The organism is Natrinema caseinilyticum, assembly GCF_024227435.1.
Lineage (GTDB): Archaea > Halobacteriota > Halobacteria > Halobacteriales > Natrialbaceae > Natrinema > Natrinema caseinilyticum.
Window position 1 is genome coordinate 719,369 of the sequence record NZ_CP100445.1, and the last position, 11,974, is coordinate 731,342.

The 11,974-nt window shown below is 64.1% G+C and carries 11 protein-coding genes and 1 pseudogene; 8 read left to right on the top strand and 4 right to left on the bottom strand.

Annotation, left to right across the window (positions count from 1 at the left end; translation table 11 throughout):
• Window positions 1-9: 9 nt before the first annotated feature.
• Complete coding sequence (gene tmcA / locus NJT13_RS03490; protein ID WP_254524099.1) at window positions 10-2,400, bottom strand: tRNA(Met) cytidine acetyltransferase TmcA; 2,391 nt, start codon at window positions 2,398-2,400, stop codon at window positions 10-12.
• Between the two features lie 283 nt (window positions 2,401-2,683).
• On the opposite strand from tmcA, the gene rpl7ae reads away from it, so the two are divergent.
• From rpl7ae to NJT13_RS03525, 7 genes are all read left to right on the top strand, one after another.
• Window positions 2,684-3,046 (top strand): 50S ribosomal protein L7Ae, encoded by a 363-nt coding sequence (gene rpl7ae / locus NJT13_RS03495; RefSeq protein WP_254524100.1) that lies wholly within the window; start codon window positions 2,684-2,686, stop codon window positions 3,044-3,046.
• 11 nt (window positions 3,047-3,057) lie between these two features.
• On the top strand, window positions 3,058-3,282 hold the full coding sequence (locus NJT13_RS03500) for a 30S ribosomal protein S28e (protein WP_006064297.1): 225 nt from the start codon (window positions 3,058-3,060) through the stop codon (window positions 3,280-3,282).
• Window positions 3,282-3,635 carry a 50S ribosomal protein L24e gene (locus NJT13_RS03505; protein WP_254524101.1) on the top strand — a complete coding sequence of 118 codons (354 nt, stop codon included), beginning with the start codon at window positions 3,282-3,284 and terminating at the stop codon, window positions 3,633-3,635. Before NJT13_RS03500 ends, NJT13_RS03505 begins: the two co-directional genes overlap by 1 nt.
• Entirely contained in the window at window positions 3,632-4,096 is a 465-nt protein-coding gene (ndk, locus tag NJT13_RS03510; RefSeq protein WP_254524102.1) for a nucleoside-diphosphate kinase, read from the top strand. Before NJT13_RS03505 ends, ndk begins: the two co-directional genes overlap by 4 nt.
• Before the next feature lie 635 nt (window positions 4,097-4,731).
• Entirely contained in the window at window positions 4,732-5,154 is a 423-nt protein-coding gene (locus NJT13_RS03515; protein WP_254524103.1) for a DUF7344 domain-containing protein, read from the top strand.
• Between the two features lie 214 nt (window positions 5,155-5,368).
• Window positions 5,369-5,971 carry a superoxide dismutase gene (sod, locus tag NJT13_RS03520; protein WP_254524104.1) on the top strand — a complete coding sequence of 201 codons (603 nt, stop codon included), beginning with the start codon at window positions 5,369-5,371 and terminating at the stop codon, window positions 5,969-5,971.
• A 169-nt stretch (window positions 5,972-6,140) separates the two neighbouring features.
• On the top strand, window positions 6,141-9,200 hold the full coding sequence (locus NJT13_RS03525) for an FAD-binding and (Fe-S)-binding domain-containing protein (RefSeq protein ID WP_254524105.1): 3,060 nt from the start codon (window positions 6,141-6,143) through the stop codon (window positions 9,198-9,200).
• 233 nt (window positions 9,201-9,433) lie between these two features.
• On the opposite strand, the gene NJT13_RS03530 is transcribed toward NJT13_RS03525, so the two are convergent.
• Complete coding sequence (locus NJT13_RS03530; RefSeq protein WP_254524106.1) at window positions 9,434-9,706, bottom strand: sensor histidine kinase; 273 nt, start codon at window positions 9,704-9,706, stop codon at window positions 9,434-9,436.
• A gap of 100 nt (window positions 9,707-9,806) precedes the next feature.
• Between NJT13_RS03530 and NJT13_RS03535 the strand changes: the two genes are divergently transcribed.
• On the top strand, window positions 9,807-10,136 hold the full coding sequence (locus tag NJT13_RS03535) for a hypothetical protein (RefSeq protein WP_254524107.1): 330 nt from the start codon (window positions 9,807-9,809) through the stop codon (window positions 10,134-10,136).
• Here the strand turns inward: NJT13_RS03535 and NJT13_RS03540 are convergent.
• Window positions 10,092-11,258, bottom strand: a pseudogene (locus NJT13_RS03540) (histidine kinase N-terminal 7TM domain-containing protein); the annotation flags it as partial. The gene NJT13_RS03535 and the pseudogene NJT13_RS03540 overlap by 45 nt on opposite strands.
• Window positions 11,259-11,627: 369 nt before the next feature.
• Complete coding sequence (locus NJT13_RS03545) at window positions 11,628-11,840, bottom strand: hypothetical protein (RefSeq protein WP_254524108.1); 213 nt, start codon at window positions 11,838-11,840, stop codon at window positions 11,628-11,630.
• Window positions 11,841-11,974 lie beyond the last annotated feature (134 nt).

Genomic DNA, 11,974 nt, shown 5'->3' on the forward strand with positions numbered 1-11,974 from the left:
CTGTGGGACTCAGTCGCCCGCGAAGCGGTCCCGCACCGAACGCGCCGCGTCCGTCCCGTAGTGATCGACGAGCGGGCACAACGCGTCGCCGAGCGCGCGCATGCACTGCCCGGTGGACGGGTACCCGAGACGGTCGGCGACGGTCGACCAGTCGCGTCCCTGAAGCGCCCGGAGGACGAGCAGTCGTTCCTCGCGGTCGCTCAGGTCGACCGGCTCCGGATCGTCGATAAAAAAGCGAACGACGAGTCGTCTGAACGGGCTGGGATCGACGTCGAACAGCCCCGGTCCGTACGCGGCACCGGCGACGACCCGCCACTCGTGGTCGGTCAACGCGAGGGGCGGTCCGGCGCTCGACTCGACGCTCCGGAGCACCGCTCGGGCGACGTCCGGATCGAGGTCGTCCAGTGCGTCCGTACAGAGGGCGGCGAACCGGCCGGCGAACCAGTCCGCGTGCCGGTCGTGAAGCGTCCGACCCGCGTCGCTCGTCGGGGCGAGCATGAGCGCGGAGTACTCGCCGCTGGCGTCGTTGCGAGTCGTCGAGACGTGAACCGTCCGGTAGCCGTTTTCGGTCCAGAACTCGAGGAGGCCGGGCGTCGCGCCGAAGCCGGTTCCGAGCCAGTCGAGCGCGTCGCCGCCGTCCTCGTCGGCGGACGGGTCGCCGTTTTCCTCGTCGGCGAGGGCGCCATCACCCCCAGCATCGCCGAATTCCTCCCCGACTCGCTCGAGCAAGCGGGAGCCCAGCCCGCGCGATCGGACGGCGTGATGGGTCGCGATGCGGACGACGCGAATTCCCGCGGGCTCGCCCGCCGCTTCGTCGCGTAACTGACTCGTCAGCACGTCCGGAAGCATGTTGCCGCGGACGCGGCCGCCCTCGTACATCGTCGATCGAGTCTCGGCGGACAGGTTTCCCTCGCGAGCCAGCAGGGCGACGCTGACCACGTGACCGTCGGAAACGAGTGCGCGGGCCTCGAGGTTCGGTGCGTCGAGCAGTCTCGCGAGGTCGTTCGGTTCGGTTCGGTAGTGTGCGAGCACGAGGAGGCCGAACGCCTCGCGGAGGCGGAGTTCGTCCTCGAGGAGGGCCGCCGGCTCGAGTCGTCGATAGTCGACGGTTTCGGGACGCGCGTCGGCCACGAGCGCCTCGACCGGCGGTCGAGCATCGAGCAGCAGCGCGCGGAAGGCCCACACTTCGACGGGATCGCCCGCGGCGTATCGAATCGGCTCGACCATCGTGCATTCGGTTACGTCGTGACTGCTCTCCGCGAGCCGATCCCGGAACCGAACGGAGAATCCACGACCGGCACCCTCGTAGCCGTGGACGGTCGTCGCGAACGCGACCCGGTCGGCGGCGAGCAGCGCTTCGAGCGTCGCGACCGGGAGCGCAGCGGCTTCGTCGACCAGGACGATATCGGCCGCCTCGAGTTCCGCGACGGCCGCCGTCGGTTCGAGAAAACGAACGGTTCCGCCGCTCGCGGTTTCTACTCGGCCGGGCCCGATGACCGGCGGTTCCTCGAAATCCTCCCTGCTCTCGTCGTCGCTCCCGTCTTCGTGGCCGCTGTCGCCCTCGTCGCGCTCCATCGCGACGGTCTCACAGAGTTCGCCGGCACGGTCGAACAGTTCGCTCGCGTTTCCGGCGGCCGGTGCGGTCACGAGGACGTCGTTTCCGGCGGCGGCGAACGCACCGGCGGCGAGCCCCGCCGCGCTCGATTTGCCGCGGCCGCGATCCGCTTCGAGGACGACGGCTCGCCCGTCGTCGAACAGTCCCTCCAGCGCGGCGACGGCCTCGATCTGATCCGACGTGAGGCAGGCCTCGTAGGCGGCGACCGGAAACCGATGCCCCCGCGGGGGGGCTGGCGCGGCCGGAGCCAGTCTGGGTGCGGGATCGGTCAGCCCGTCGGCCTCGAGTCGGTCGCGCTCGAGGTCGACGATCGCGATACCCCGATGTGCCCTGAGGGTCTCGACGAAACGGCGTTTGAATCGGCCGGTGACGTCGGCCAGTTCGTACGGCGGGACGGCCAGCGAGGCGTCGAACTCGGTTCGGCGATCCGGCCAGACCTCGAGCGACGGTAGCAGTAAGACGAGTAGCCCACCGCCGTCGACCGCGCCGACGACTTTCCCGAGTGCGTTCGGCCGAAGGTCGTCGTGGGCGTCGAGAGCGATCACCGTGCGGGTCTTCCCGAGGAGGTCGCCCGCGCGTTCCTGCGGGAGGTGTTCACAGCGGAGTCGGTCCTCCGCGCCGACGAGCGTCGTCTCGGTGATCGGAACGGGGAGCGACTCGAGGATCGACTGGAGAGCGTCGTATCCGCGGTCGCGTGGGCCGGAAAGAACGACCAGTCTGCGTTCGTTCGCTCGCGTGGCCTCCTCGTGGAGCGAGACGGCACAGCCGACGACGTCGACGTCCATGTATACGTGTTCGTATTCGTGGCTCGAGAGTAATAGGCACCGAAGGGCGAATGTAACGTGGCGAACACGTACCGATGCTGAACGGCCCATGCGATTGTATCTCATGCCTTCGGTCGTTTGAACACGCTTTTAAGGGGGGCAGCGCTATTCGAGGGTACACCCTACGCGGGGTTGATGATGCTCCTAGCCTCACAGGACTTCCGCCGAGTCGAACTCGGCCCGGGTGCCCAGTTCCCGGATGGCAGGGGAGTGCGAGCCCGCGCGTAGGAGAGGTGAACAACCAATGTCAGTCTACGTAACAACCGACATCCCAGCCGACCTCGCCGACGACGCCCTCGAGGCGCTCGAGGTCGCACGAGACACAGGACGCGTAAAGAAAGGAACCAACGAAACGACGAAGGCCATCGAGCGCGGCAACGCCGACCTCGTCTACGTCGCCGAGGACGTTTCTCCCGAGGAGATCGTGATGCACCTCCCGGAACTCGCCGACGAGAAGGGCATTTCGGTCGTCTTCATCGAGACGCAAGACGACGTCGGCCACGCCGCCGGTCTCGAAGTTGGCTCGGCCGCCGCGGCGATCGTCGACGCCGGCGAGGCGGAAGGCGACGTCGAGGACATAGCCGAGAAGGTCGAGGAACTCGACTGAGGTGATCAGAGATGAGTGCTGAAGAGGAAGAAAGCGGCTCTACGCCCGCCGAGGTCATCGAGATCGTCGGCAAAACCGGCATGCACGGCGAAGCCATGCAGGTCAAATGCCGAATCAAGGAGGGCGAGAACCAGGGACGCATCATCACCCGTAACTGCCTCGGGCCGGTCCGCGAAGGGGACGTACTCCAACTTCGCGAGACCGCTCGCGAGGCTGATTCCATCGGTGGACAATAATGGTCGAAAAACGAACCTGCGACTACACGGGCGAAGAGATCGAGCCCGGAACGGGCATCATGTACGTCCAAAACGACGGTACCGTACTCCACTTCGTCGACTCGAAGGCGGAGAAAAACTACAAGCTCGGACGCGAACCGCGGGACCTCGAGTGGACCCAGGAAGGGCGCCGCGGCAAGGGCACCGCCCCCGGCGAGGGCGTTTCCGCTGACGAAGCCGAGGCGGAATCCGAAGCGGACGAGGAAGCCCCCGAAGCCGAAGCGGACGAGGAAGTTCCTGCCGATGGCGACGAAGAGGCCGACGAGGCTGACGCCGAGACCGAGGCCGACGCCGAGACCGAGGCCGAACAATGAGCGAGCACGAGCGCACGTTCGTGATGGTCAAACCGGACGCGTTCGCACGCGGTCTGGTCGGCGAAGTCATCTCCCGACTCGAGGACCGCGGACTCAAACTCGTCGGGATAAAAGTCGAGACCATGCCCCGTGAGCGGGCGGAGGAACACTACAGCGAACACGAGGACAAGCCGTTCTACGACGACCTCGTCGACTTCATCACCTCCGGTCCGGTCGTTCCGATGGTCTGGGAAGGACAGGACGCGACTCGTCAGGTCCGCCAGATGATCGGCGAAACCGATCCCCTCGAGGCCGACCCCGGCACCATCCGTGGCGACTACGCGCTGGACCTCGGTCGGAACGTCGTTCACGCCGCAGACCACGAGGACGAAGGCGCGAACGAGCGGGAAATCGGGATCCACTTCGACGACGACGAGTTGACCGACTACGAGCAACACGACGCCGAGTGGCTCTACGAGTGACATCCTCCCCGCCCTGACGGGCGAGGATGACCGAGTCGAGCAAATCGAAGATTTGCGTACATCGCACCCCTTCGGTTCACTCAGCGTTGGAAGAGTACGATATTCAGTCCATCACCTGGTCACGCGGGACGAATCCGTGTGGCACATCAGACGGGTGGACTGAAGGCTGTGCCAACCAGCCGGTACTTCCATCTTCATCCAAACTGACTGACGACTCAGAGGTACTTCCGTCGGCTCGAGACGGATGATCTCCGCCCCGTTCACGTCAGCGTTGAACGCCTCATCACACGCATCACAGACGTACAGACCGCGTTCGATTCGCTCTATCGTCCTCTCTACTGTACACGTAACACGTTTTAGGGAGATTCGGGCGGCCGCCACGTGAGGTGATTCGCTCCCGGACAGTACCGTCCGCTCTCGAGGAGAAATTCGTCTCGACGGTATCGAAACGGTCGGTTTATTACCATTGTCCTCGCCGTTCCAACAGGAGATGAGCCGACTTCCGATTATAATTCCGAAATATCGTAATGGATATAACACAGGTATTTTTCTAGGTAGACGTAAGGTCTAATGTGTCGGCCGGAGAAAGGTCGACCGGTGGTTTCGAATGGTAACATACGGTAGGTGGTTCGTAGATGCGTGAAACAGAGGGAGAGGCGACGTCGTTGGCGGCCGATGCCACGCCGTCGCTCAGCCTCGTTTTCGATCTCCTCTCGGATAACAGGCGACGGTACGCGCTGTACTATCTCAACGATCAACCGGACGGCGTCGCCTCCGTGGAGGCCCTTACTGAGAACATTTGTACGCTCGAGCGAACGACCGAAACCGAAGCTCCGGATGGAACGCTGACGACGGGCCCAGCGTCAGATCTCGGTCCCGCAGGCGACCCGAGGGACCAACAGACCGGAATCCGAACGGAACTCCAGCACGTTCATCTTCCGAAACTCGAGGATGCGGGCATCCTCGAACACGATCGGCGGAGCGAAACGGTTCGATACTGGAGTCAACCGTCGCTCGAGGAGTGGCTCGAACACGCATACCACAAGGAAATCGCGTAAGCGAAACTGATGTCGCGCACCGTCGCGGACCACGTGACGACGGGGACGTTCTGATCGAAGTCGCTGAAAGATTTAACACGCAGCCCGTGGTGGGGACCACTGAAGTGTCGGTAAATCGCACGAGGGACCGACCGAGTATTTATGAGGTGTGATACCGTTTCACTCCTCAAAACTTAACAAGCGAGATACCGATACGGACAGTGAGGTGCATACTATGGCTGACCACGAACTCCCACCACTTCCGTACGATTACGACGCGCTCGAACCGTCGATTTCCGAGCAGGTACTGACCTGGCATCACGATACCCACCATCAGGGGTACGTCAACGGCCTCAATGCCGCCGAGGAAACCCTCGCGGAGAATCGCGAGAGCGGGGACTTCGGCTCGACCCCCGGCGCGCTGAGCAACGTCACCCACAACGGCTGTGGTCACTACCTTCACACGCTGTTCTGGGAGAACATGTCCCCCGACGGCGGCGGCGAACCCGACGGCGACCTCGCCGACCGTATCGAGGAGGACTTCGGCTCGTACGAGGGTTGGAAGGGCGAGTTCGAGGCTGCTGCCGGTGCCGCCGGTGGCTGGGCGCTTCTGGTATACGATCCGGTCGCGAAGCAACTCCGAAACGTGGCGGTCGACAAGCACGACCAGGGCGCGCTCTGGGGCTCACACCCCATTCTCGCGCTCGACGTCTGGGAACACTCGTATTACTACGACTACGGCCCGGACCGTGGGGACTTCATCGACGCGTTCTTCGACGTCGTCAACTGGGAGAAGTCCGAAGAAGAGTATCAGAAGTGCCTCGATCACTTCGAATAATCCGGCCACCGAGACGAGCCAGTCAATCCCGACGTTTTTACCGGTGAAAATTCGGCGCGAGTGAAGGGTCCGGTCCGATCGTACCGCCGATTCGCTCGAGATAATATCTTCAATTTGATACGTCTGACTGCGATGGTTTAACTGCGTGTGGGACAATTTCACATCGCACATGGCTGCCGAGGACAGCGGTGCGGAGACGACTGCCGCGGACCGGACGGGAGAACGCCGGCGCTCACGACTCGAGGCGCGCCAGGAACCAGCTGCCAGAGACGAGGCGCTCGCAGCCGACCTCCGGGCCGCCTGCGACGGTGACGTTCGATTCGACGAGTACACACGAGTTCTCTACGCGACGGACGGCAGCGTTTACGGTGCGCAACCGGCGGGCGTCGTCTTCCCTCGAGACACGGCCGACGTCCGTGCGGCGGTGACCGTTGCGGACGAACACGGCGCACCCGTTCTGCCGCGCGGTGCCGGCTCTTCGCTCGCGGGACAGGCGGTCGGTCCGGGATGCGTGGTCCTCGATCTATCGCGACACATGGACGAGATCCGCGAGATCGATCCGGCCGCGAAAACGGCCGTCGTCCAGCCGGGCGTCGTGCAAGACGACCTCGACGGCGCACTCGAACCACACGGCCTCCGCTTCGCGCCCGATCCCGCCTCCTCGAACCGTGCGACGATCGGCGGCGGCATCGGAAACAACTCGACCGGGGCGCACTCGGTGCGCTACGGTATCACCGACGCCTACGTGGAGGAGTGCGAGGTGATCCTCGCCGACGGGACCCAGATCCAGACGCGGGATATCGTCCTCGACAGCCCGGAGTGGGAACGGATCGTCTCGAAGGACGACCGCGAGGCCGCGATTTATCGAACGGTGCGAGCGATCGTCGAGAGCAACGCCGACGAGATCGAATCGCGCTATCCGACCCTCAAACGCAGCGTCAGCGGGTACAACCTACAAAAGGTGATCACCGAAACCGGCGACGGAGACCGGATACTCAACCTCTCGAAACTGCTGGTCGGCGCCGAAGGGACGCTCGGGGTCGTCGTCGAAGCGACGCTCTCGCTCGTCACCCGGCCCGACGAAACGGCCCTCGCCGTCTACTGTTACGACGACCTGCTCGAGGCGCTTGCCGCCGTCCCTGACGCGCTCGACGTCGAGGCTAGCGCGGTCGAACTCATGGACCGAGAGGTGTTCCGACTGGCCGCCGAATCGTCGGAGTACGCCGAGTACGCGGAGCCGATTCCCGACGGAACGGCGGCTGCGTTGATGCTCGAATTCGACTCCGAGGTGGTCGACGAGTTGCCGGACGCGATCGAGGTGGCGACGACGGCGCTGGTCGCCGACGGAAACGCGTTCGACTCCCTCGAGGCGTTCTCGCCGGCGAAGCAGGATCGACTCTGGAAGCTCAGGAAGGCCGCCATTCCGCTGTTGATGAGCATGAAGGGAGATCCGAAGCCGTACCCGTTCGTCGAGGACGCGTCAGTTCCGCCTGCGGAACTCGCCGAGTACGTGGCCGGGTTTCAGGACATCCTCGACGAGCACGATACGACGGCCGCCTACTTCGCACACGCGGGCGTCGGCACGCTTCACATTCGGCCGGTGTTGAACCTGAAAGACGGAGACGACGTCGAGAAAATGCGCGCGATCGCCGACGACGTCACGTCGCTCGTCGTCGAACACAACGGTTCGTTCTCCGGCGAACACGGCGACGGTCTCGCACGAACCGAGTTCAATCCCAAGCTGTACGGTCCGGATCTCTGGACGGCGTTCAAAGACCTCAAGTCGGCGTTCGATCCGGACTGGCGGATGAACCCGGGGAAGGTCGTCTATCGAGACGAAGAGCCGACCGACATCCGCGAACACCTTCGATACGGACCGGACTACGCCTCGCTCGAGCCGCAAACGACGCTCGACTTCGAGGAGGACGGCGGCTTCTCGCACCTCGTGGAACTCTGCAACGGCTGCGGGACCTGTCGGCAGACCGACACCGACGTGATGTGTCCGACGTATCGAGCGACCGAAGAGGAGATCGCCACCACGCGGGGGCGAGCCAACCTGCTCAGAGCCGCGATCAGCGGGGAGATCGATCCCGAAGAGCTCTACGGAGAGCGATTTCAGGACGACGTACTCGACCTCTGTATCGGATGCAAGGGCTGTCAGAGCGACTGTCCCACGGGGGTCGACCTCGCGAAGCTCAAGGCCGAAGTCAAGCACCAGTACCACGACCGGGAGGGGACCAGCCTCAGGGAACGGCTGTTCGCGAACGTCGACCGGCTGGCGTCGCTCGGGAGCGCGCTCGCGCCCGTTTCCAACCGCGCCGCGAGGCTGCCTGGCTCCCGGGCCGTCCTCGAGAAGACGCTCGGGATCGCACACGACCGGACGTTGCCGACGTTCCGGCGGAAATCGCTCGTCGAGTGGTTCCGGGAGCGAGGCCCCTCAGTCGATCCGGAGACCGCGACGGCCGGCGTCGTCCTTTATGCCGACACGGACACGAACTACTCGAATCCGGCACTCGGCAAAGCCGCCGTCGAAGTCCTCGAGGCCGCGAATATTCACGTCGCCGTCCCCGATCTGGGGCCGACCGGGCGCGCGGCCTACTCTCAGGGGATGCTCGATGTCGCGGCCGAGCAGGCTCGGGCGCTACTGGACGACCTCGGGCCCTCTCTCGAGCGGGGCTGGTCCGTCCTGTTCGTGGAGCCGTCCGACGCCGCGATGGTCGTCGACGAATATCGGTCACTGGTCGCGGATACGCGCGCAGAGTCGCTCGCGGCGAACGCGTTCGGCGTCTGCGAGTACGTAGACGAGAATCGACTGGACGACGCCCTGACGTTCGACGCCGCGGTGACCGCGGATACTCCCCTGGCGTTTCACGGCCACTGCCACCAGAAGGCCCGCGCCGCGGATCATCACGCGGTCGGCGTGCTTCGGCGCGCGGGCTACGACGTCGACCCCGTCGATTCGGGTTGCTGTGGGATGGCCGGTAGCTTCGGCTACGAAGCCGAACACTACGATCTCTCGAAAGCGATCGGGTCGCTCCTTCGGCAGCAACTCGAGGCGAGTCGGGATCGGGACTCCTCGATCGGCACCCGACGAGAGGGAGACGGGACGACTATCGTCGCCCCGGGAACGTCCTGTCGGACGCAGATCGGCGACTTCGAGGGGTACGACCGACCCGACCATCCCGTCGAACTGCTCGCACGCGCGGTGGACGATTCCGGGTCGTCGTGACGGGCTGCGGTCGAGCATCGTCGATCCTCTTCGATCGCGGCCGACCGGCGACCCCCCGAATCGATCGCGGTACCCCGCACTTTTCCCTCGTCGGCTGTGGCGGGCCCGTCGCGGGCGTCCCGTCCCGACTCGAAGGACCGCCGCGCTCGAGCGACGACCGTACAGACCACTGGCCGTTCGAAGCGTTCCGATAGAACACGAGGCGTCCACTCGGCCCGATCGTGCGCGTCGAATCACGACGGCTGTGCGTGGTCGTCGGTCCCGACGACTTCGATCCCGGAAACGTCGAATCTGGCACCGCCGGCATCGCTCACGGTGGCGTCGACCTCCCAACCGTGAGCGGACACGATCTGATCGACGATACTCATCCCAAACCCCGTCCCGTCCGTATCGGTGGTGTATCCGTCCTCGAAGACCCGGTCTCCGTCGTCGGGAAGTCCACGACCGTCGGCGGCGACGTAAAACCCCGCCGTCTTCCCACGCGTCCCCGAATCGATGTCGCCCACGACGACTTCGAGTGACGACCGATTCGAGTCGGTACCGTACTCGAAGGGGAGTCTCGCTCGGCCCGGAGTTAGAATCCCCGTCCGGGGTGTCGTCGGCCCGGTGTCGCGGCTCGGTCGCACCGTTCGGATCCGACTCGTCGGGCGCGCCGTGTTCGACCGCGTTCCGAAACAGGTTCTCGAGCAGCCGCGTCGTCCGGTCGGCGTCGGCGAGAACCGTTACGTCGGTAGTATTCCGCAGCGTGGCGTCGCCGGTCTCGACATTCGCCCAGGCTCGCCTGGCGAGATCCTCGACCGCAACCGGCTCCGGATCGGAGACGTCCTCGCCTTCTCGAGCCAGCGTGAGGACGTCCTCGATGATCGCCTCCATCCGGTCGTGAGCCCGTCCGATCTCGTCGAGATACGACCGGGGGTCGTCGGCGTGGCGAGCTAACTCGAGATAGCCGTCCGCCACGTTCAGCGGGTTTCGAAGGTCGTGGGAGACGACATCGGCGAACCGTTCGAGACGCTCGTTCTGGCGCTGTAACGCTGCTTCCCGGCGCTTTCGATCCGTGATGTCGCGGACGATCAGGAGCCAGCCGACGTGTCGATCGCGACCGTCCTCGATCGGCGTCGTCCGTGCGTGAAAGTGACCGTCGTCGTGTTCGAATTCTCGTTCGCCGCCGGTCCTGGACGCCGTCAGTGCTCGATACTCGTCGCGTAACGTCGGGAAGTCGGAAAATAGCGACTCGACGTCCTCTCCGATCGGAGACGACTCGATGTCCTCGAGGAGCGTCCGTCCGACCGGATTCAGGTCGATCAGCCGGTCGTCCCTGTCGAGAACGAAGACGCCGTCGGAGACGGTGTCGAGGACGCGATCCCGCGCGATCGGAACGATATCGGTCAACCGGTAGCGGATGATGGCGACCGCGTACAGCGTCCCCCCGACGATGAATCCGATCGGCGTCAGGTAAATCTCTACCGAACCGAAGACGGTCATCGCGTTCATCGCCCACGTAAATCCCGTCCCGGCGAGGAGACTGGCCGACTGCCCTCGGTACAGTGACTTCGAACTGTACAGCATTTCGACGATCATCAGCGTAAACGCGGTCAGGAGGATGTACGAATAAACGGTGTGAAGCACGAACCCGAGCCCGATCTCGACGAAAACGCCGGTCGGCTTCGTCGGGTCCGGTTCGAAGGTCGCATAGAAGAACCGACCCGGATTCGTATACGCGAGTACGATGACGACGATCGGTTCGATCGAGAGCAGGCCGACTATCTCGCGTCGAACGAGTCGTTCGCGGCCGGTATACTCGAGGCCGAACAGAAACACCGAGACGACCACGAGACCGACCCCCCAGTAGATCGACCGTTGCAGGAGAGACGACAGGGCGTAACTGTCCGTGATGGACGCCAGAAACAGCGGCGCGGCCCAGATAGCCGAGCCGAACATAAACGTCGCCAGCCAAACGGCGCCTTTCTTGTCCCGGTGTCTGAATATACCGGCGGCTACGAGAAGGGCTGCTACGGTTGCAGTGCCGTATATCGCTTGTGCTACCCCGTGGCCGACCATTATTGGGACGTACTGACGCGTAAGATAAGTGAACTACCCCGCCCTACTCGCCGCCTTTGGCGGCTCCTTGAGGACGGGGGCTCGGCACCCTCACCGCCACCGCTAAAATGTATTGGCGGACGAATGCGACACTGACAGCCGGGTTAGGGAACTCGATGCCGACGGCCTCGAGCCGTCGGGGAACCGGTGTCGGTTCGCTTTCTCGGCCACTTCCGAGACGATCCGTCGAAGGGGGCGTAAAGCGGCCTGAAAATACCACCGTCGAGGTATCGACGCGACCGTCACCGGGAGGTGGCGATCCGATTTCTGTCTGCCGAACGTGATCGGAAACTGAATCGCCCCGATTACCCGCCCCCGCGCTCGTCCCGATCACAATCGTCCAGCCAGCGAGAGCAGTACGAGAATCGTACCGAGCCCGGTCGCCGTGAAAGTGAGGGCGAATTTCGGACTCGTGAACGGAAGACTCGCCAGATATCCCGCGATCTGATTTATTCCCCAGATGACAGCAAGGAAGATGATGGCGAGTTTCGTCAAGAGGAGTTCGTAGTCGAACCACGTCTTGAGTCCTTCTAACGACGGCATAGTAACGGGTTGTGGACGGCGTGGTATAGTCTTTCAGCCAGTCTGTCGGCCGTCCCGGACGCGTTTTTCGCGGCTCGTACTCAAAAGGGGTACAAGCCACCGGTACGAGCTCGCTGCGCTCCGGTGGTGCGAGC